The sequence below is a fragment of the Micromonospora sp. NBRC 110009 genome (assembly GCF_030518795.1).
Lineage (GTDB): Bacteria > Actinomycetota > Actinomycetes > Mycobacteriales > Micromonosporaceae > Micromonospora.
Genome location: NZ_CP130427.1, coordinates 2,200,218 through 2,220,125 on the forward strand (window position 1 = coordinate 2,200,218; position 19,908 = coordinate 2,220,125).

General features: G+C 74.2%; 17 protein-coding genes. 16 read left to right on the plus strand and 1 reads right to left on the minus strand.

The features are described from left to right. Nucleotides 1–202: 202 nt before the first annotated feature. The 3 genes from Q2K19_RS10490 to Q2K19_RS10500 all read left to right on the plus strand — a co-directional run bounded on the left by Q2K19_RS10490 (nt 203) and on the right by Q2K19_RS10500 (nt 5,076). The gene (locus Q2K19_RS10490) at nt 203–2,041 is read left to right on the plus strand and encodes an ABC transporter (RefSeq protein WP_302769970.1); all 1,839 of its coding nucleotides are present in this window, start codon (nt 203–205) and stop codon (nt 2,039–2,041) included. A gap of 100 nt (nt 2,042–2,141) precedes the next feature. Beyond that, a complete protein-coding gene (locus Q2K19_RS10495; RefSeq protein WP_302772400.1) occupies nt 2,142–3,800 on the plus strand; it encodes a GTPase in 1,659 nt (552 codons plus the stop codon). Nucleotides 3,801–3,852: 52 nt separating this feature from the next. Next, a complete protein-coding gene (locus tag Q2K19_RS10500) occupies nt 3,853–5,076 on the plus strand; it encodes a hypothetical protein (protein ID WP_302769972.1) in 1,224 nt (407 codons plus the stop codon). A gap of 64 nt (nt 5,077–5,140) precedes the next feature. Here Q2K19_RS10500 and Q2K19_RS10505 read toward each other — a convergent pair whose 3' ends face one another. After that, nucleotides 5,141–5,878, minus strand: coding sequence for a hypothetical protein (locus tag Q2K19_RS10505; RefSeq protein ID WP_302769975.1), 738 nt, complete (start codon nt 5,876–5,878; stop codon nt 5,141–5,143). A gap of 504 nt (nt 5,879–6,382) precedes the next feature. Between Q2K19_RS10505 and pdhA the strand changes: the two genes are divergently transcribed. From pdhA to Q2K19_RS10570, 13 genes are all read left to right on the plus strand, one after another. Continuing rightward, nucleotides 6,383–7,561 (plus strand): pyruvate dehydrogenase (acetyl-transferring) E1 component subunit alpha, encoded by a 1,179-nt coding sequence (pdhA, locus tag Q2K19_RS10510; RefSeq protein WP_302769978.1) that lies wholly within the window; start codon nt 6,383–6,385, stop codon nt 7,559–7,561. After that, nucleotides 7,561–8,550: an alpha-ketoacid dehydrogenase subunit beta gene (locus Q2K19_RS10515; protein ID WP_302769981.1), complete on the plus strand. Its 990-nt coding sequence runs from the start codon at nt 7,561–7,563 to the stop codon at nt 8,548–8,550. The genes pdhA and Q2K19_RS10515 overlap by 1 nt, the downstream gene beginning before the upstream one ends. Before the next feature lie 5 nt (nt 8,551–8,555). Next, nucleotides 8,556–9,995 carry a dihydrolipoamide acetyltransferase family protein gene (locus tag Q2K19_RS10520; protein WP_302772402.1) on the plus strand — a complete coding sequence of 480 codons (1,440 nt, stop codon included), beginning with the start codon at nt 8,556–8,558 and terminating at the stop codon, nt 9,993–9,995. A 222-nt stretch (nt 9,996–10,217) separates the two neighbouring features. Further along, complete coding sequence (locus Q2K19_RS10525) at nt 10,218–10,355, plus strand: hypothetical protein (protein ID WP_013283356.1); 138 nt, start codon at nt 10,218–10,220, stop codon at nt 10,353–10,355. A gap of 347 nt (nt 10,356–10,702) precedes the next feature. After that, the gene (locus tag Q2K19_RS10530) at nt 10,703–13,291 is read left to right on the plus strand and encodes an LppU/SCO3897 family protein (protein ID WP_302769987.1); all 2,589 of its coding nucleotides are present in this window, start codon (nt 10,703–10,705) and stop codon (nt 13,289–13,291) included. A 119-nt stretch (nt 13,292–13,410) separates the two neighbouring features. Then, the gene (locus tag Q2K19_RS10535) at nt 13,411–13,533 is read left to right on the plus strand and encodes a thioredoxin domain-containing protein (protein WP_302769989.1); all 123 of its coding nucleotides are present in this window, start codon (nt 13,411–13,413) and stop codon (nt 13,531–13,533) included. Nucleotides 13,534–13,577: 44 nt separating this feature from the next. Further along, complete coding sequence (locus Q2K19_RS10540; RefSeq protein ID WP_302769991.1) at nt 13,578–15,122, plus strand: recombinase family protein; 1,545 nt, start codon at nt 13,578–13,580, stop codon at nt 15,120–15,122. 210 nt (nt 15,123–15,332) lie between these two features. Next, entirely contained in the window at nt 15,333–16,004 is a 672-nt protein-coding gene (locus Q2K19_RS10545; protein ID WP_302769994.1) for a DUF2637 domain-containing protein, read from the plus strand. A gap of 83 nt (nt 16,005–16,087) precedes the next feature. Beyond that, nucleotides 16,088–16,429 carry a hypothetical protein gene (locus Q2K19_RS10550; RefSeq protein WP_302769996.1) on the plus strand — a complete coding sequence of 114 codons (342 nt, stop codon included), beginning with the start codon at nt 16,088–16,090 and terminating at the stop codon, nt 16,427–16,429. A gap of 101 nt (nt 16,430–16,530) precedes the next feature. Then, nucleotides 16,531–16,902, plus strand: coding sequence for a hypothetical protein (locus Q2K19_RS10555; RefSeq protein WP_302769998.1), 372 nt, complete (start codon nt 16,531–16,533; stop codon nt 16,900–16,902). A 40-nt stretch (nt 16,903–16,942) separates the two neighbouring features. After that, nucleotides 16,943–17,818, plus strand: a complete 876-nt coding sequence (locus Q2K19_RS10560; protein WP_302769999.1) for an abortive infection family protein — start codon at nt 16,943–16,945, stop codon at nt 17,816–17,818. Between the two features lie 675 nt (nt 17,819–18,493). Continuing rightward, a complete protein-coding gene (locus tag Q2K19_RS10565) occupies nt 18,494–19,441 on the plus strand; it encodes a hypothetical protein (protein ID WP_302770000.1) in 948 nt (315 codons plus the stop codon). Continuing rightward, entirely contained in the window at nt 19,438–19,650 is a 213-nt protein-coding gene (locus Q2K19_RS10570; RefSeq protein WP_302770002.1) for a hypothetical protein, read from the plus strand. The genes Q2K19_RS10565 and Q2K19_RS10570 overlap by 4 nt, the downstream gene beginning before the upstream one ends. The last annotated feature ends 258 nt before the right edge of the window (nt 19,651–19,908 follow it).

Below are 19,908 nucleotides of genomic sequence, written 5' to 3' on the forward strand. Positions count from 1 at the left end.
TCCTCGCTTCGTAACGGATGAGCAGGTCAACGGGCCTGCCCGGCGGGTCGCCCGCAGCGACCGCACCACAAGTTGAGTGAACTTGACTCAATAGTGCCACGCCACCGGCAAACCGCAAGTCGAGGTTGAGTCGACCCGACGCAACCTGACCGTTATTACCGTCCGGTTGTCTTACCTTGCATCGGTCGGGCACGCTTTAGCGGTGACGACGCATGGCGATCCCGCCACCCGTTCCGGCGCGCCCGCCGTCGCAGCCCGCACCGGACCCGAGGCCGGGGACGATCCGCCCGCCGCCAGCGGGGAAGATCTGCCCGCCGCGCTCGCCGGCCTTCGGGCCGCGATCGGGGCCGCCCGGTTCCCGCTGGTCCTGCCCTCGGCCGAACCGGCCCGGCGGACCGCCGCCGGCATGGCCGACCAGCTCGACGATTATCTGCTGCCCCGGCTCGCCCGGCTCGACGCCCCACTGCTGGTGGTGGTCGGCGGCTCCACCGGCGCCGGCAAGTCGACGCTGGTCAACAGCCTGGTCCAGGCGCGGGTCAGCGCCGCCGGGCTGCTCCGCCCCACCACCCGCTCCCCGGTCCTGGTCTGCAACCCCGCCGACTCGGCGTGGTTCCGGCAGGGGGACCTGCTGCCCGGCCTGACCCGCACCAACGAGCCGAGCGACGAGCCGGGCACCCTGCACCTGGTCACCGCCCCCGCGCTGCCGGCCGGGCTGGCCTTCCTCGACGCGCCCGACATCGACTCGGTGGTCGACGCCAACCGGGCGCTCGCCGGGCAACTGCTGGCCGCCGCCGACCTCTGGCTCTTCGTCACCACCGCCGCCCGGTACGCCGACGCCGTCCCCTGGGAGCTGCTGCGCAGCGCCCGGACGCGGGGGACGGCGATCGCCATGGTCCTCGACCGGGTGCCGCCGGAGGCGGCCGACGAGATCGCCGCCCACCTGTCGGAGATGCTCGCCGCCCAGGACCTGGGCGCCGCGCCGCTCTTCGTCCTCCCGGAGACCTGGGTCGACGGGCAGGGGCTGCTCCCGGACCGGGTCACCGCCCCGCTGAGCGCCTGGTTCGCCGGGCTGGCCGCCGACGCCGAGGCCCGGTCCGCCGTGGTCCGGCACACCCTGGACGGCGCGCTGGCCGCGCTGCACCCGACCGTGGACGCGCTGGCCGACGCCGCCGACGAGCAGGTGGACGCCGCCGACGCGCTCGACGAGCGGGTCCGGGCGGCATACCGGGGGGCGCAGCGGACGGTCGACCACGGGCTCAAGGACGGCCGACTGCTCCGCGGCGAGGTGCTGGCCCGCTGGCAGGAGTTCGTCGGCACCGGCGAGTTCTTCCGCACCCTGGAGGCCCGGATCGGCCGGCTCCGGGACCGGATGGTCGCGGCGGTCACCGGCCGTCCCGCGCCCGCCGCCGAGCTGCGGACCGCCATCGAGTCCCAACTGGTCACGCTGCTGCGCGGGGTGGCCGCCGAGGCGGCCGAGCACGCGTACACCGGGTGGAAGGCGCATCCGGCCGGGGCGGCGCTGCTCGAACCGGGGCTCGCCCACGCCTCCGACGACTTCGTCGAGCGCGCCGAGCGGCTGGTCCGGGACTGGCAGCGCGGGGTGCTGGAGCTGGTGCGGGCCGAGGGCGCCGACCGCCGCTTCGTGGCCCGCACGGCCGCGTACGCGGTCAACGCGACCGGCCTGGCCGTCATGATCGGGGTCTTCGCCTCCACCGCCTTCATCCCGACCGGTCTGGAGGTCGCCACCGGGGCCGGCACCGCCGTCGCCGGACAGACCGTCCTCCAGGCGATCTTCGGCGACCAGGCGGTGCGGAACCTCGCCAGCAGGGCCCGGGTGGACCTGCTCGACCGGGTCGGCACGCTGCTGGAGGAGGAGGCCGGCCGGTTCCTCGCCCGCACCGAGGCCGCCCGCCCGGCCGCCGGGACGGGCGAGACGCTGCGCCGGGCCGGGGCCGAGGTGGAGAAGGCCCGGCACCGCAGCGGCCTGTCCCGCGCCGGCGATCCCGCCCTGCCCGACGTCGACCAGGGTGACCCCCGGTGAGCACGCCGACGCGGGGCCGGGCCGCGGCCCGGGCGGGGGGCCGCTGCGCCACGGGGGCCGGACACGAAGGTGGGCCGAGGTGAGCAACATCGTCGGTCGGATGCGCGAGGCGCTCCGGGGCGAGCAGCGGGTCGACCCCGACGCCGTGATCGCCCGCCTCCAGGCCCTCCAGCGCTTCCTGCGGGCGGTGGACGGCCAGGTGCCCGACGCCCAACTGGTCCAGGCGCACACCGTGGTCGAGCGGGCCGGCACCCGGCTCGCCCTCTCCGGGCACCACACCGTGGTCGCCCTGGCCGGGTCGACCGGAAGCGGCAAGTCGAGCCTGTTCAACGGGCTCGCCCGGCTGGACCTGTCGCCGGTCGGCGTACGCCGGCCGACCACCGGGGTGGCGCACGCCTGCGTATGGGGGCCGCCGAACGGCGCGTCCCGGCTGCTCGACTGGATCGGGGTGCTGCCCCGGCACCGGTTCGTCCGGGAGAGCCCGCTGGACGGGGACGACGAGTCCCGCCTGCACGGCCTGGTCCTGCTCGACCTGCCGGACTTCGACTCGGTGCAGCGGACCCACCGGCTGGAGGTGGACCGGCTGCTCGGCCTGGTCGACCTGGTGGTCTGGGTGGTGGACCCGCAGAAGTACGCCGACCGGGTCATCCACGCCAGCTACCTGCGCGAGTTCCACCGGCACAAGGACGTGACCGTGGTGGTGCTCAACCAGGTCGACCGGCTCCCCCCGGCCGAGCTGCCCCGGGTCCTCGGTGACCTGCGCCGGCTGCTCGACGCCGACGGGCTGGACGGGGTGCCGCTGCTGCCGACCGTGGCGGTGGATCCGGCCGGGCTGGACGGGCTCCGCGCGGAGCTGGAGCGCACGGTCGCCGAGCGGCAGGCCGCCCTGCGCCGGCTGGCCGGCGACGTGGACGCGGTGGTGGACGGGCTGGCGCCGCTGGTCGGGCCGGAGCCGCCACGGGCCGGTCCGGGCGACGTGTCGGCGCGGGAGCTCACCTCGGCGCTGGCCGGGACGGCCGGGGTGCCGACCGTGGCCGAGGCGGTCGAGGCGGCGTACCGGCACCGGGCCGGCGGCTCGACCGGCTGGCCGCTGGTGCGGGGCTGGCGGAAGCTGCGCCCGGACCCGCTGCGCCGGCTGCACCTGCCCGGCGGGGACCCCGAGGCGCCGGCGGAGAGCCTGGTCGCCGCGACCTCCGTACCCGATCCGACCGCTGCTCAGCGCTCGGCGCTCAACCTGGCCATCCGCGCGGTGGCCGACCGCTCCGCGGCCGACCTGCCGGCGCCCTGGCCGGCCACGGTGACCGCGGCGGCCCGGTCCCGGCTGACCGACCTGCCGGACGCGCTGGACCACGCGGTGGCCGCCACCGACCTGGGCCTGGCGGGCCGGCCGACCTGGTGGCGGGTGGTCGGTGGGCTGCAGTGGCTGGTCACGATCGCCGCGGCGGCCGGGCTGGCCTGGCTGCTCCTCGGCTACGGGGTGCGGGTGCTCGGCCTGCCGCCCCTGGAGCACCCGAAGCTCGGCGTGGTGCCCTGGCCGACGGTGCTGCTCCTCGGCGGCCTGCTGGCCGGGCTGCTGCTGGCGGTGCTGACCCGGCCGGTGATCCGGTGGGCGGCCCGGCGCGCCCGGGAGCGGGCGGAACGGCGGCTGCTCACCTCGGTGGGCAGCGTCGGCGAGAAGTACGTGCTGAACCCGGTCTGGGCGGTGCTGGCCCGCTACGCCGAGGCCCGGGAGGCGCTGCGGGACGCCGCGCGGGTCTGAACCCGGCGCGCTGAGCGGTGTCCGGGCCGGCCGCGCGGCGTAGGGTCGGTGCATGGCCACGCCACAGACCCCCTACGAGGCGGTGCTGCACGCCGCCCGCGACGTGACGAGGCTCGACGCCGCCCTCGACGCGGAGATGCTCGGCGCCGCCCTGCTGGGCAGCGTCTACGCCGTCGCGGAGACCGACCGGGCCACCGCCGTCCGGGAGTTCGTCACCGGGTTCCTCGCCGCCACCTCCCGCCGGCGCAGCGCCGCCGCGACCACCATCCGCGCCGTCTTCGCCGCGCTCGTGCCGGACGCCGAGGGCGCCGCCCGGGTCCGCCCGGGCGCCTACGCGCCGGACTGGGCGGGGCACCTCGGGCGGGTGCACCTCACCGGCACCTGGGCGTACGGGGACGTGTACGGCGACCAGACCTCCTACCTGGCCACCTTCGGGTACGACGACGCCGAGGGTGGGCCGGAGCACGCCCTGGTGGCGCTGGTCGACCACAACATCGGCATCACCAAGGACGTCTTCGTCGGCGGTCCCGCCGGGCGGATCGTCGAGCAGGCCCGGGAGATCTGCACCGAGGACGAGTTCACCTGGTTCCGGACCGAGGATCCGGCCCGGATGCACGCGGAGGTGAGCCGCCACCTGGCGGTCACCGACAGCCTCGGTGAGCTGCCCGCCCAGGGTTCCCTCGCCACCGACCGGGCGCTGGTCGGCGCACGCCTGGCGGTGCTGCCCGGCGGGGCCGGGGCGGCGGATGCCGGAGAGGTCCGTCCGCCGACGGACGAGGAGCGCAGCCGGCTGGTCCGGGGCTTCCTCGGCTCGCCGGAGGCGACCCGGTTCGGCCTGGACGCGGTGGCCGACGCGGACCTGTCGTCGCTGCACTTCTGCCTGGGCCTGCTGCTGGACCACGCGGCGAGCTTCCCGGACGCCGACCCGATGCGGTGGAGCCCGACGGTCGCCGAGCTGTTCCTGCTGGACTGGGTGCACCGGCGGGCCGTGCTGGACATGGACGACGCGGCCATGCTGCCCCGAGTGCTGCGCGGCTGGGCGGCGTACGCCTCCCGTCACCGGGGGCTGCCGGCCGCGGCGGCGCGCCGGACGGACGAGGCGATCGAGGAGATGGTCCCCGAGTTTGCCCGGCTCTACAGCACCGGCGAGCGGCGCAGCCCGGCCACGGCGGCGGTCGCCCAGCTGATGGCGGACGGCGTCGACCCGGACGATCCGGTCGCCCTGGACGCCTGGATCGAGGCGAACCGGCACCGCCTCACCGACGACCCGGCCTGAGCCAGCCGGCGGCGGGTGCCGTGGCGGTCGGCCGGTCCGCGCGTGCCGGCCGTGCTGCCGAGCCTCAGGCAGGGCCGGCGCTTCGGTCGCTGGGGCTCGGGCCCACGGTGGGGCTCGGGTCCGGGTCGGCGCTGGGGCTGCGGGTGGGCGTGGGCGACTCCTCGGGCGACGGGCTGGTCGGTGGCGGGGACCCGGCGGGCGAGGGGCTCCGGGTGGGGTCCGCGCTGGCGGTGGGCGACGGATCGATCGCCGGGTCGGAGAAGGTGCTGGTCGGCTCTGCCGTGGGGCTCGCCGTCGGGTCCGGCGTGGCCGGGGTGGAGGCCGACGGCGAGGGGACCGGCGACGGGCATGGCGGGGTGGTGGGCGCGGCCGCCCGGGTCGGTCGCGGAACGGGCCGCGGCGCGGACGTGCCCGGCAGCGATCGCCGCTGCGAACCGAGGTCGGTGTCGCCCGGCAGGGCGGGAGCGGCCGGGAGCAGCCGCGCGGCGGGCGGCGGGCTGGTGGCGGCCGCCCGGTTGGGCAACGGCACGACCACCGGGCCCACCGAGGGGGTCGGGATGAACCGGGTGCTGCTGTCCGGGAAGGCGCTGTTGCCCACGGTGGCCGACCCGGCGCTGAACGCCGCCAGGATCGGCATGGACGCGGTGCCGGCGAGCAGGGCGACGGTGAAGAGGTAGCCCCGTGGGGGGCCGCCGGTGCCGGGTGCCCGGTGCGCCCCGACCACCCGCCGGTAGCCGGCGGCGGGACCGGCGCGTTGGCGGCCGAGGAGCGGCGTACCCGGACCCTCTTCTGGTTCGGACACGGCACACTCCTCGTACTCGGCGTGGCAGGCCCGGCTGGACGGCGCAGCACAACGAAACAGACAAAGCCCGTCAAATTCGCCCCAGCGGGACACCAGTCAGCTTGACCCAGTAACGCTCAGTTCACCAGCCACCACAGCGTGTCGACACACAATTTGTCCGTCGGCCGCAGACCGGCCCAGGTGACAAAAAGCCCATGCGGCACAAACCATGCCGAACGTCACGGGTGGGGGAGGCCATACTGTGGGGCCGCTCACCTGCTCTGCAATCATTCAGGCACGACGGCAACGCAGCCGCCACCTCCGCGCACCCCGCGGCTGGTGCGGTACGGCGCCGGCGCTCCCGGGCCGGGTTCCCCCCAAGAACCCGGCTCACGCCGCGCGGCAACCCTCACCGGGGCTAGGCGCGGCCGCCAGGGACCGATCCGGCACCAGCCGGGCGGGCGCATGATGTGCGCGGCACGGGTCACCCCCCGACGCCGGCGCAGACCAGACAGGGAGAGACGGATGGCAAAGGGCGACCCCGGGACCGCCGCCCGCAGCAGGCGGGCCGCACCCCGTTCCAAGCGCCCCGCCGTGGCGGGCGAACCGGAACTCGTACAGCTGCTCACGCCGGAGGGCGAGCGGATCGAGAGCGCGCTCGGCCCGGACGGGACCGAGTACCGCGTCGACTTCACCGACGAGGAGTACCGCGGGCTCTACCGCGACCTCGTGCTGGTTCGGAAGCTCGACGCCGAGGCAACGGCGCTGCAGCGGCAGGGCGAGCTGGGCCTCTGGGCCAGCCTGCTCGGCCAGGAGGCGGCGCAGGTCGGCTCCGGCCGCGCGCTGCGTACCCAGGACATGGCCTTCCCGACCTACCGGGAGCACGGCGTCCTCTACTGCCGAGGCATCGACCCGATCATGCCGCTGGGTCTGTTCCGCGGCGTGGACCAGGGCGGCTGGGACCCGAACGAGTTCAAGTTCAACATGTACACGATCGTCATCGGGGCGCAGACCCTGCACGCGACCGGGTACGCCATGGGTGTCGCCATGGACGGCAAGACCGGCGGTGAGGACGGCGAGGCGGTCATCGCCTACTTCGGCGACGGCGCCACCAGCCAGGGCGACGTCAACGAGTCCTTCGTCTGGGCCAGCGTCTTCAACGCCCCGCTGGTCTTCTTCTGCCAGAACAACCAGTACGCCATCTCGGAGCCGCTGGAGCGGCAGACCCGCGTCCCGCTCTACCAGCGGGCGGGCGGCTTCGGTTTCCCCGGCGTCCGGGTGGACGGCAACGACGTGCTCGCCTCGTACGCGGTGACCCGGCACGCGCTGGACAACGCGCGGCACGGCCAGGGCCCGAGCCTGATCGAGGCGTACACCTACCGGATGGGGGCGCACACCACCTCCGACGACCCGACCCGCTACCGGATCGCCAGCGAGGTCGAGGCCTGGCAGGCCAAGGACCCGATCGCCCGGATGAAGGCGTTCCTGACCAAGCAGCAGATCGCCGACGAGTCGTTCTTCGCCGAGGTCGACGAGCAGGCCCGGGCCGAGTCGGTGCACCTGCGCGAGCGGGTGCTGGCCATGCCCAACCCGGAGCCGGTGACCATGTTCGACCACGTCTACCCCAACGGGTCCCCGGAGCTCGACGAGCAGCGGGCCCAGTTCACGAAGTACATGGAGTCGTTCGAGGGGAGCGCCCACTGATGGCCACGGAGACGCTCACTCTCGGCAAGGCCCTCAACGCCGGTCTGCGCAAGGCCCTGGAGAACGACCCGAAGGTCGTCGTCATGGGCGAGGACGTCGGCAAGCTCGGCGGCGTCTTCCGGATCACCGACGGCCTGCAGAAGGACTTCGGCGACCAGCGGGTGATCGACACCCCGCTCGCCGAGTCCGGCATCATCGGCACCGCGGTCGGCCTGGCCATCCGCGGCTTCCGGCCGGTCTGCGAGATCCAGTTCGACGGCTTCGTCTACCCGGCGTACGACCAGATCGTGTCGCAGGTGGCGAAGATGCACTACCGCTCGCAGGGCAAGGTGCGGATCCCGATGGTCATCCGGATCCCGTACGGCGGCGGCATCGGCGCGGTCGAGCACCACTCGGAGTCGCCCGAGGCGTACTTCGCGCACACCGCCGGCCTGAAGGTCGTGAGCTGCGCGAGCCCGCAGGACGCGTACTCGATGATCCAGCAGGCCATCGCCTCCGACGACCCGATCGTCTTCCTCGAGCCGAAGCGGCGCTACTGGGAGAAGGGCCCGGTCGAGGTGGACGCCCCGCTCGCCGACGCGTACCCGCTGCACGCCGCCCGGGTCGCCCGGCCGGGCACCGACGCCACCGTGCTGGCGTACGGCCCGATGGTGCGGACCGCGCTGGACGCGGCCACCGCCGCCGCCGAGGACGGCCGGGAGCTGGAGGTCATCGACCTGCGCACGCTCTCCCCGCTGGACCTGACCGCCGCGTACGAGTCGGTGAAGCGCACCGGCCGCTGCGTGGTCGTCCACGAGGCCCCGGGCAACCTGGGCCTCGGGTCGGAGATCGCCGCCCGGATCACCGAAGAGTGCTTCTACTCCCTGGAGTCCCCGGTGCTGCGGGTCACCGGCTTCGACACCCCCTACCCGGCCGCCCGGGTGGAGGAGGAGTACCTGCCCGACCTCGACCGGGTGCTCGACGCCGTCGACCGCACCTTCGGCTGGTGAGCGGCATGTCGCGGATCAAGGAGTTCAACCTCCCCGACCTGGGCGAGGGCCTGACCGAGGGCGAGATCCTCGCCTGGCTGGTCAAGGTGGGCGACGTCATCGAGCTGAACCAGCCGATCGTCGAGGTGGAGACCGCCAAGGCGGCGGTCGAGATCCCGGCGAAGTGGGCCGGCCAGGTGCAGGCGATCTTCCACCCGGAGGGCGCCACGGTCGAGGTCGGCACCCCGATCATCGCCATCGACACCGACCCGGGTGCCGGGCCGATCGAGGAGGCCTCCGGGCCCACCCCGTCGGCGGCCTCGCTGGCCGCGGTCGAGGTCGCGCCCGAGGAGGGCATGGTCGAGCCCGGCCTGATCGGTGGCGTGGCACCGGGCGGGCGGACCGCCGTGCTGGTCGGCTACGGCCCGCGGAACGCGCCGGCCAAGCGCCGCCCGCGCAAGGGCGGCGTCCCGGCCCAGGCGGTGGCCGCGCCGGCCGCCCCGGTGCAGGCCACGCCGGCCCCGGCGCCGGTCGCCCCGGTGTCGCCCGCCCCGGCGGTCAACGGCACGGGCCGCGGCCTCGTGCTGGCCAAGCCGCCGGTCCGCAAGCTCGCCAAGGACCTCGGCGTCGACCTCGCCGCGCTGACCGGCTCGGGCCCGCTCGGCTCGATCACCCGGGAGGACGTACAGCAGGCGGCGTCGGCCCCGGCGGCCGCCGAGCCGCTGACGGCCGCGGTGCCGGCGACGGCGGCCGCGAGCTTCGGCGCGGACCGCGAGCAGCGCATCCCGGTCAAGGGGGTACGCAAGCTCACCGCGGAGAACATGTCCCGCTCGGCGTTCACCGCCCCGCACGTGACGGAGTTCCTGACCGTCGACGTGACCCGGGCGATGAAGGCGCTGGACCGGCTCCGCGAGCGGCGCGAGTGGCGGGACGTCCGGGTCTCGCCGCTGCTGCTGGTCGCGAAGGCGGTGCTCCTCGCGGTCAAGCGGCACCCGATGGTCAACTCGACCTGGGCCGGCGACGAGATCGTGGTCAAGGAGTACGTCAACCTGGGCATCGCGGCGGCCACCGAGCGCGGCCTGATCGTGCCGAACATCAAGGACGCCGGCCGGCTCTCGCTGCGCGAGCTGGCGGACGCGATGACCGACCTGGTGCTGACGGCCAAGACGGGGAAGACCTCGCCGGCCGACATGTCCGGCGGCACGCTGACCGTCACCAACGTCGGCGTCTTCGGCGTCGACACCGGTACGCCGATCCTGCCGCCGGGCGAGTCGGCGATCCTGGCCTTCGGCGCGGTCCGGGAGATGCCGTGGGTGCACAAGGGCAAGGTCAAGCCGCGCCTGGTCACCACCCTGGGCCTCTCCTTCGACCACCGGATCATCGACGGTGAGCTCGGCTCGAAGTTCCTGCGCGACATCGGGGACTTCCTGGCCGATCCGGAGGCGGCGCTGCTCGCCTGGACCTGACGGTCCCCGCACCAGGCAACGGCCGGTGTGCCACGGGTTAACGCCCGGCACACCGGCCGTTGCCGTTGAGGGGCGAAATCTTCGGCATTCCTGCCCGGTTGACCTACGATCCGTAGGTGCGTGGTTCAGCTCACCTAATAATCGATGGAGGTTGCCGTCGTTCTGCGGTTCAATAGAGACATCAAGGGGCTGACAACCGAATAGCCAGGAGGAGAGACCCAGATGAGCATGATCGAGCGAATCCGCACCCGCCGCGACGCCAACCGCCGCGCCCGCGCCATCGAGCACGCGCTGCGTTCCGCCAACTCGCCCGCGGTCCGCGAGGAGCTTCTCGCCATCGCCCAGCGTCACATGAGCTGACGCTCTCCTACTTTCCTCACCTCCTCCAGTTCGAAGACCCGCCCGGTCACCCGGGCGGGTCTTCGGCGTTCCACGTCGATTGACACCGGGATTCCACCTCGCCGCACCGCCCGGTACGGTGGGGCTCGGTCGCCACCCGCCCGCCCCCGGACCACTCACGACGACGGAAACCGATCGACAGTGTCCGGCCACGGTGAGTGACGGCCGGTGCTCCCCCGGACGCCTCCGGGCGGCCACCGGATACGGTGCGGGGAGCCCGACGGCCGGTATCCGCCGGCGACGCCGGCAACCATGCCGACGGTCCCGATCGGCATCGGCGGCCGACATGTGACGGAGGAGGCGCACCCATGACGTCCGAGGTCCCGCACCGCCCTGGCCAGGAGCCGGGCGACGTGACGCCGGGCGGGGCGGCGCCGTACGGCGACCGCCCGGCCCCGCAGGACAACGGGTACCCCGGCACTCCCGACCTCGGCTGGGCCCCGCCCCCGCCGGCGGCTCGGCCCGCCTCGCCGGCCCCCGCCTGGGCGGCGCCGGACGAGGCGGCTCCCCCGTGGACGCCGGGCGGCCAGCCCGCCAACCGTGGCTCCGCCCAGGTGCCGCCGCCGGCCGAGCCCGATCCGTGGGCCGCCGCCGGGCAGCCCGCCTGGGCCACCGGTCCGTCGGCCGGGTCCGGCGAGTCGTCGCCCGCCTGGGGTGCCGCGCCCGAGCAGGCCGGCCCCGCCTGGGCCGCCGGGCAGGCTGAGCCGCCGGCCTGGGGGCAACCCGCCGAGCCGGGCGCGCGGGGCGCCGCGCAGGTGCCCGCCCCCGCCACCGTGCCGCACGAGACGTGGGCCACCCCGGCCCCGCAGCAGGACGACGACCCCGGCCGCTCGGGCGGTTGGCAGGCCGCGCCCGATCCGCAGCCGGACCGCTCCGGCGGCTGGGCCGTGGGCGCCGCCGCGCAGCCGCAGGACGACCCCAACCGCTCCGGCGGTTGGACCCCGCCGCAGGACGACCAGCCGGCCTGGGGCCAGCAGGGCGATCAGGCCGCCCCCGCGTGGGCGCCCGCCGAGCCGCCCGCCCGCGCCTCCGCGAAGGTCTCCGTCCCGGGTGCGCAGGCCGAGAACCCCTGGCCCACCCCGCAGGACGACCCGGTCCGGTCCGGCGGCTGGGAATCCGCCCCGGCCGGTGGGCAGGACGACGACCCGGACCGCTCCGGCGGCTGGGCCGCGGGCCGGGCTGCCGGGCAGGTCGACCGGCCGCAGCAGACTGGCTGGGACCGGCCGGAGGAGCAGCACCCCGGCACCCCGTGGACCGGCGCGGCGGCCGTGCCGCAGCAGCGTGACCAGGAGGAACCGGCCCCGTCGGGCTGGTCTGCCGGCGGTGACCGGCCGGAGGCCGCAGCCTGGGGGTCCGCGGAGGCGCCCGCCCGGGCCAGCGCCTCGGTGCCCTCGCCCGACTCGCCGCCCGCCTGGGGTGGCAACCAGGACAACCCGGCACCGTGGACGCCACAGCGCCCCGCCATCCCCGAGGCCCAGCCGTGGTCACCGGCCGAGGCGTGGGGCCACCCTGTGGAGGCCGAGCCGGCCGAGGCGCCCTCGAACACCTGGGAGCCCACCCGCGCCGAGGAGCCGCCGGTCTACCAGCCGGCCCCCGGCCCCGGCATCTCCCCGGCCAACGCCATGCCGCTGCCGCCGCAGGAGCAGCGGGTCCCGGGCGCCGCCCTGGCCGCCTCCCCGCCCGACGACTACCTGCCGCCGGCCCAGTTCGCCCCGACCGGCGAGCCGGCCGACCGGGACCCGCAGGCGTACGAGCCGGAACGGGCCGGTGCCGCCTGGGGCGCGCCGGAGCCGTCCCACGAGGAGCCGCAGTCGTCGGCCGGGTCGGTGGTGCCCGGTCCGCGTACCTCCCCGGAGGCCGGCGGGCCCGGCAGCGTCTCCGCCAGCGCCTCGGTGCCGCTGGCCAGCCGGGTGATGCCCCCGACCGACCAGGGCATGCGTCCGGCCGGCGCGCCGGCCCCGCAGCCCCGGGTCTACGGCCGTCCCATCCCGCCGGAGCCGGAGGAGGCCCCCGGCCACGGTGCCCCGAACGGCTACCCGGGCGACGGTTCCCGGTTCGACGAGCCGGGCCCGGAGCCGCGCGCCGACGAGCCGGAGCACCCGGTGCTGCCGAACGACTTCGCCGAGGCGCCCCCGGCGCCGTCGTCGCCCGCCGGTCCGCCGCCGTTCCCGCCCGGCGTGCCGTCCTTCGTGGACCCGGCCGCCAACAACCGCCCGATGAATGGGGTGCACCCGCACAACGGCGAGCGGCCCGGCGACCCGTTCGGCGCCCAGCGCGATCCGTTCGGCGCCCCGGCCGGGCAGCAGGACCCGTTCGCCCACCAGGGCCAGTACGGTGGCGCGGGCGGCCAGCCGGAGCCGTTCGGCGGGCCGGCCGGCGGCCGCGCCTCCGTCGCGGTGCCGGGTCAGGGGCCCGGGCCGCTGGGCGAGCCGGGCCAGGGCGGCTTCCCGCCCGCGTTCCCGCCGCCGCCCCAGCAGGCCCCGCCGACCTGGCAGCAGGGCCCGGCCAACAACCCGGACCAGGGCCGGTTCGACGCGTTCCGGCCGGACGCGGAGCCGAAGACCGAGGCGCCCGCTCCGAAGGTGCGCAACGGGCGGGTGCTGGCCCTCGTGCTGCTCGCGGCCGTGCTGATCCTCGCCGTGCCGCTCGGCGCGCTGGCGCTGCTCGGCAAGCTTGGCGGTGACGACAAGCCGGCGCCGTTCGACCCGGCCGTGGGCTCCTGCATCAAGCAGTCCGGCACGACCGCGGCGACGGCCGACTGCGCTGAGCCGGGCGCGTTCAAGGTCGTCTCGAGGGTCGACAGCAAGGACCAGTGCGCCGACCCGGCGCAGCCCAGCGTGGAACTCAAGAGCGACGTGGCGCACCGGTGGGTCTGTCTCCAGCCGGTCGGCAAGTAGCAGTCCGGCGACGGCGGGGTCACGGTGGTCCGTGGCCCCGCCGTCGTCCGTCCCCGGTGTGATCCACGCGGCGTGGGGTGTCGGCCGGATCGGGGCGCGCGGTCCGGCAGACTGAAGGCATGAGCGCACGAGTACGGGCACCGGAGCTGCACGGCCGCGGCTGGTTGAACACCGGTGGGAAGGCCGTCACGCTGGCCGACCTGCGGGGCAAGATCGTCCTGTTGGATTTCTGGATTTCCTAGAAGAAGCTTGCAACTCGTCCTGCCGAGCACTTAACGTCCTCGGCATGTCGCACCATGAACATCTCGCCGACCTGTACCTACGCCTGTCCCTCGACCGCGAGGGTAAGACCGCCATCGAGCGCCAGGAGGCCGACTGCCGCGCCTGGGCCGAGCGGAACGGGCTGGAGGTTCGCACCGTCCACATCGACCGGGGCCGGTCCGGTTACAAGGCCGTAGACCGCGCCGGATTCGACGCCGCGATATCCGCCCTTACGACCGGCACCGTCGGGACTTTGATCGTCTGGAAGGTCGACCGCCTTTCGCGCCGTGGCATGGGCCAGGTCGGCCAGGTCCTCGACGACGTCGAGAAGGCCGGAGGCCGGATCGTCTTCGTACAAGACGGCCTAGACACCTCGCAGCAGCAGTCGCGCCTCGTCCTCGCGCTGCTCTCCGAGGTCGCCCGCAGCGAGTCCGCGAACATCGGCCTTCGCGTGGCCTCGGCGAAGGCCCACCTACGAACCCTCGGCCGCTGGGTCGGCGGGCAGCCGCCCTACGGCCTCGCTGTCACCGCGGACGGCCGGCTAGACCATGAACCGCGCACCGCGCCGACCGCCCGCGAGATCGCCGACCGGGCCCTGTCCGGCGAACCGCTGGTGAAGATCGCCCGCGACCTGAACGCCCGCGAGATCCCCGCGACGCGAGGCGGGAAATGGGGCGTCGGGTCCCTGTCGGTTCTACTCAAGTCCCCCGCGTTCGCTGGCCTCCTGCCCGAGACCGTCAAGCGCGACGGGAAGTACACGGGGAAGGTCGTCCCCTGGCGCGACCCCGAGACCGGCGAGACGGTCGAGATTGGCCGGGGGATCATCACCCCGGCCGAGCAACTGCAAGTCGTCCGCCTCCTGGAAGCCCGCACCGCCGCCGACGCCCTCGGCCGCGCCCGGGGCGTCCGTGCCCAAACCTCGCACCTCCTGACTGGCTACCTGCGGTGCGGTTCGTGCGGGCGTCGCATGTCCGCCGCCGGTCAGTCCTACGTCTGCCAGGGCCGCCGCCTCGGCCACCCGTGCCCGGCGCACGTCACGGCGATGATCCCCGCCGTAGACCGCGCCGTGGTCGACGCCTTCATTAGCCGACTGGCCGCGACCGAACCTGGCGACCCGCTACTAGACGCCGTCGCCGAACGCTGGGTTGCCCGGCATGACCCGGACGTGATCCGCGAGCGGGCGACCATCACCGCCGCGCTGGACGACGCTAACGCGGCCCTGGTCGACCTCGAAGACGCCCGCTATCTGCGCGGCGAGTTCGTCGGCCCCGAGGCCGTCCAGCGGTGGACGCGTTTACACGAACGGCTGACCACCCGCGTTGCCGGACTGCGCCGCAACCTCGCCGAGTTCCCCTTGCCCGAGGCCGATATCAGCCCGCTACTCGACCCGGTCCTAGCTCGCGAAGCGTGGGACGTCGCCGCGGTTGCCGACCGCCGCGACCTCCTCGGCTTGGCTCTGAACGCCGTAACGGTCCTACCCGCGAACGGTCGCCGGGGCGTGCGATTCGACCCCGCCGCGCGCCTTCGCTTCACCTGGGCCGACGAACCCGAGCCCGCGCCGGTCAACTGACCCCGCCGCCCACCACATAAAGGCAGGCCCCGGCCGAGCGATTCCGCCGCCGACCGAGGCCCTAACGAACCCCAGGAGGTTCGCTGTGCCCCACCCTATCTACCCCCGACGCCTCGCCCTCGCCGTCGTCGGCCGCGCCCGCGACCTCGTGCCCTTCCTCGCGGCCGTAGCCGCCGCCCGTTCGTCCGCCTCGACGTCGGGGCGTGCCGCATGACCGCCCGCCGTTTCGCTTCCCTCGCCGGTGCCGTCGCTGTAACCGTGATCGCCGCCGTTGCCTCCTATGACCACACGCGGACCGTCGCCCTGGACGCCGAACAGCCGCCGTTCCTGGCCGCGCTCCTACCCCTGTCGGTGGACGGCCTCGTCCTCGTCGGGACCATGGCCCTCGGCGACGGCCGCCGATCGCGGTGGTCGGCCTGGGCCGCCTTCCTCGTCGGCGTGGCCGCGTCGCTGGCCGCAAATGTCATGGCCGCTGAGCCCGACGCGGTGTCCCGCGCGGTGTCCGCGTGGCCTGCGGTGGCCCTCCTGTTGACCGTTGAGGTACTGGCCCGGTCTGGCCGTGCGCTGGCCACCACGGCCGCCCCGGCCCCGGCCCCGGTCGTCACGGCCTCGGCCACTACGTCGGTCCCGGCCACTGCGCCGACCACCACGGTCACGGCCACACCGAAGGCCCCCAGGGTGGCCGCTCGGCGACGGCCCACCCCTGTCGGCGTGGCCGACGAGACGGCCGAGAAGGTGGCCGCCCTCTTGGCCGAGCGACCGTCGGCCAGCGCCGAGGACGTGGCCGCCGCTATCGGCCGTGCGCCGAGGACGGCCCGCCGCTACATGTCGGCCGCCCGCGTCAGAATGGCCGCGACCGGCCCGGCCGTGGCCGCCGGATAGCCCGTCCAGCGGGGGCCGGTTGTCGCCATGGCCGCCGGCCCCCGCCCCGTCGCCCGCCCGTTCCGTCACCCGAGGAGCCCCCGATGCCCTGGCGCCCGCAGCCCGCAGAGCTTGTCTACGCACCCCCGGCGTACCCGTCGCACGACTACAGGGGTGAGGGCGAGATCTTCACGATCCGCCTCGGCCGCGAGGTCGTGGGCCACCTGACCCGGAAGGACTGGACCGCGATCGGCTGGCTACCCCGGCCTGGCCTCAGCGAAGAGGCTGGGATCGTGCGGGAGATCGTGGAGGACATCCTCCGCGACTTCGCCGCCGAGGGGCGGCCCATGGTCGACGCGTGGGCCGAGGTCCTGAACTACACCCAGCACGACGCGCCGGTGAGGGCGCCCCTGGAGGGCTTCCGCCATCCGCTCGCCGACGAATAGCCCCTCGGGCCAGTACCACGCATCGACATTGGCCGCGAGGCAATGTCATGTTTGGGATAGATCGACTTCGAGGTGTGCTTGCGCCCATACACTCCGTACCCATGAAGGGTATCGGTCGCTACTGGGGATATTTGGCTTTCATCCTTCTCATCTCCGGCCTGTGGACGCGCAGCATGGGGCCGGCAGCCCTGATCCTGCTCTCAGGTCTGGTCACGTTTTACTTCCTGCTGCAGGCGCCGCTTTGGTGTGCAGCGATCAACCGGGACGGGACTCTGTGCCGCAACAACTCGTCAGGTCTCCTACTGGGGTGCAGGCACCGGCAGCACAAGTTCCAAAAGCTGAAGATGAGGTTCGTTCCCCAGGGCTGGGCGCGAATGAACCGCGACCTCTGGACCTCTCCCCGCCAAGGTCTGGCGACCCTGGGCCTGCTTATCGGCATCTTCTCCGGGATTGCCGGAGTGGTCCTCAAATAGGGAGTGACCGTGAGCGCGTCGATCGATAGGCTTGGCGGCCGTGACCATCCGCCAGCTCGTCCCGCTGCCGGTGCGACGGCACTTCCGCGAACTCGCCGTTGATACCTCAGTGCTGCGCTTGATCGGGGAGATGTGGCAGGACCAAGGCTTCGTTCCCTCCGGCGAGCCGAACGACGAAGTAGGCGAGCGGCGCACGCTTTGGCACGAGTACGAGGACAACGTTGATTGGACCGACCCCGCCCATGTGGCGAGAGTGCTCAAGGTGTACGAAACACTGCTCGACGGGCTGAACGACGGGACGATTGACGCTACGCGGAAGTTTCTGGACCGCCAGGGGTTCGACCTCGACGCGGACTGCAGGATCAAGCCGAAGCCGGACAGCTTCGCGGCCGTCGCCACGAGGTTGCCCAGATCCCTGAAGGCACTGCGAGACCCGACAGTGATCCTGGACTCGTTCGACAGGATCGACCGAGCACTACCGGCCGACCCGGCCCAGGCTATCGGCTCCGCGAAGGAGCTGATCGAGGCGACCGCCAAGACCGTCCTCATTGAACTCGGCGTACCGTTTGAAGACAAGACGGCGAAATTGCCGGCGTTGATCGACCTCGCACAGCGTGCGCTGCTGCTGCACCCGCAAACGCAGGTGCCGGGACCGGACGGAAGCAACGCGGTTAAGCGCATCCTCGGCGGCTTGATCAGCATTGCCACGGGGCTCGGCGAACTGCGGAACGAGGGCTGGGGGACGGGACACGCTCCAGCGGCGCCGCGCGTCGGCCTGCGTCCCCGTCACGCCCACCTTGCGGTCGGCGCGGCTCATACCTGGTGTCAGCTCATCCTTGACACCCTGGCAGACCCGGCCGCGCCTTGGCGGAAGCAGGCAACCAGCGGCCTACCTGCGGGGTCGACGACGACTTGACGCGGCCGAGGGTGCCAGGCGAGGCGGGCGAGCGTCTGGGCAACGCCGACGAGCTGGCCGCCGCGTAGCACCGACCCGGGCGCCCCGCTGGACGCCGCCCCCGTGGTGGCCCTGGCGGGGCGCTTCGTCGTTGTGGGCCGCCGTGGCGGGCGGACGCCGCGAGGACGACGCCGGAGAGGGCAGGAGCGCGCCTGGGCGACGCCGGGGACGACGCGGGGGAAGGGTGGCGAGTGTAAAAACCTGTCACAGTGACGTTTCTCGGTCCTGTCCCATTGTTTGTTGAAGACGACGACGACAACTCCCTACAACAAATAAGGGGGGTCGGCCGAGTTTCGTCACTGTGACAGGTTTTTGCACTGCCCAGGCCGGTCGTTAGGGCCGCCCGCCGGCCGCCTCCGGCCCCGCCTGTAACCGCGCCCAGCTCGGCGCGAGCGCCCCTAGCGTGTGGCCAAGTTCACACGGACAGCCGAAAACGCTCAAAACGCTATGACCAGCGAAAATAGCCGCCGGTGCATGAACACGCTGGCCCATAGGCATAGTGAGAGGGAAAAACGCGCCCCGCCGCACGTCGTGAACACCCCGACCCCCGCTGGCGCATAGGCCGGATATGGCACCCGCTCGCGCATCACCGTCCCTCAGCGTCGCCCGCCCCGCCCACACAACGGAAGGAGAGCCGTGGCAACCGCCGAAGGCTCATCATCAACCGAGGCCGCGACCACGCGGCCCGACGACGCCCTCGCCGCCCTGCGCGACGGTCGCCGCTACCCCCGCCCGGCCGACCGCCCGCGCCGGCTACGGCTCGACAGTGGCCTAACCCTTGAGCTTCCCGCCCCCCGCATCCTCGCCCGCGTCTGGGCGCTGCCGACGCTCGCCGCCGCCGCCGACGTCTACGCGTCCCGGGCCGCGATCCTTCGCCGCCCGCACGGCGCGACCGCCGACCCCCGCCCGGTCGACTTCCGCCGCCTCGTCGACGAGCTGCGCGCCGAGCTGGCCGCGCTGCCTGAGCGTGAGGACGCCGGCCGTCCCTACTCAGACCTCCGTATCTACGTCCGCCACGGCGACCCCTCACAGGTCGTCGGTTACCTCCTGGACGTCGTCAAGGCCGCCCGCGTTGTGGCGCCCAGGTGGCGACCGCCGGCCGTGCGCAAGGAGCGCACCGGCCCGCCGCCGACGGCCACCGAGCGCCAGCGCATCGCCCGCTACCGCCGCAAGGCCCGCGAGGTCGAATCCGCGGAGCATTGGCTCCGCCTCTGGCTCGCCGACGCCACCCCCGGCCGGTACGACGCCCGCGAACTCCACGCCCAGGCCGTCGACGCCTTGGGCGAGTTCGTCGAGTGGTACGAGGACGACCCCGACGGCTGGGCCGAGGAAGCCGCCGACGACGGCTCGCCCGCCGTGCCGGTCGTCCCCGGCGTCAAGGCGTTCTACGCGGTCGCCGACCGCCTCCTCGGCCCACGCTCGCGCACGGCCGCCGGCTACGCCTACGCCGTCCCCGAGCCTGCCGTAGTCGCCGAGGTCGCCGACCGGGTCGCGCGCCTCGCGTGGGCCGATCAGCGCGTGATCCTCGCGCGTTTCCTCGCCCGACAGCACGCCCCCACCGCCGAGAGGAACGCCGCAGCATGACCGAGCAGGAGTCGACCGCGTTTGCCGAGGCCGTCCTCGACCGCGTGGCCGAGCTGGCCTACGACGAGTTGCGGCCGCATCTCAACCGCTGGGCCGCCGCTCTCCAGACCGGCCGCCCGACCACGGCCGAGCGGTCGACGCCCACCACCGCCGACACCCCCCAGGTTCTCCCGCTGGACCGCGCCCGGCGCCGCCCGCGCGTCGCCTAACCCTCGCACCACCGAACGCCCGCCCTACCGGCCGCCCCGGTACGGCGGGCGTTCTGTTTAGACGCCTCCTCGCCCTTGGGCGGGTCCGAGGAGGCCGAGCGCGCGCCGTCTCCGGCCGCTGCGCTTCCGAGGCCGGGCCGTTGCTGGGGGTCCACGCGCGGCCTGGCCTCGGTCCGCCCCGCCCACCCCCTCACAGACCCCCGTACACAGCCGAAAAGAGCGCCCCCGACCGTGACTACCCCTGAGCCCTACACCGCC

Coding starts and splice junctions, on each gene's coding strand:
- Q2K19_RS10535 (WP_302769989.1), top strand. CDS start 13,411: ATGAGCGCACGAGTACGGGCACCGGAGCTGCACGGCCGCGGCTGGTTG.
- Q2K19_RS10525 (WP_013283356.1), top strand. CDS start 10,218: ATGAGCATGATCGAGCGAATCCGCACCCGCCGCGACGCCAACCGCCGC.
- Q2K19_RS10520 (WP_302772402.1), top strand. CDS start 8,556: ATGTCGCGGATCAAGGAGTTCAACCTCCCCGACCTGGGCGAGGGCCTG.
- Q2K19_RS10500 (WP_302769972.1), top strand. CDS start 3,853: ATGGCCACGCCACAGACCCCCTACGAGGCGGTGCTGCACGCCGCCCGC.
- Q2K19_RS10550 (WP_302769996.1), top strand. CDS start 16,088: ATGCCCTGGCGCCCGCAGCCCGCAGAGCTTGTCTACGCACCCCCGGCG.
- Q2K19_RS10540 (WP_302769991.1), top strand. CDS start 13,578: ATGTCGCACCATGAACATCTCGCCGACCTGTACCTACGCCTGTCCCTC.
- pdhA (WP_302769978.1), top strand. CDS start 6,383: ATGGCAAAGGGCGACCCCGGGACCGCCGCCCGCAGCAGGCGGGCCGCA.
- Q2K19_RS10515 (WP_302769981.1), top strand. CDS start 7,561: ATGGCCACGGAGACGCTCACTCTCGGCAAGGCCCTCAACGCCGGTCTG.
- Q2K19_RS10555 (WP_302769998.1), top strand. CDS start 16,531: ATGAAGGGTATCGGTCGCTACTGGGGATATTTGGCTTTCATCCTTCTC.
- Q2K19_RS10545 (WP_302769994.1), top strand. CDS start 15,333: ATGACCGCCCGCCGTTTCGCTTCCCTCGCCGGTGCCGTCGCTGTAACC.
- Q2K19_RS10495 (WP_302772400.1), top strand. CDS start 2,142: ATGCGCGAGGCGCTCCGGGGCGAGCAGCGGGTCGACCCCGACGCCGTG.
- Q2K19_RS10530 (WP_302769987.1), top strand. CDS start 10,703: ATGACGTCCGAGGTCCCGCACCGCCCTGGCCAGGAGCCGGGCGACGTG.
- Q2K19_RS10570 (WP_302770002.1), top strand. CDS start 19,438: ATGACCGAGCAGGAGTCGACCGCGTTTGCCGAGGCCGTCCTCGACCGC.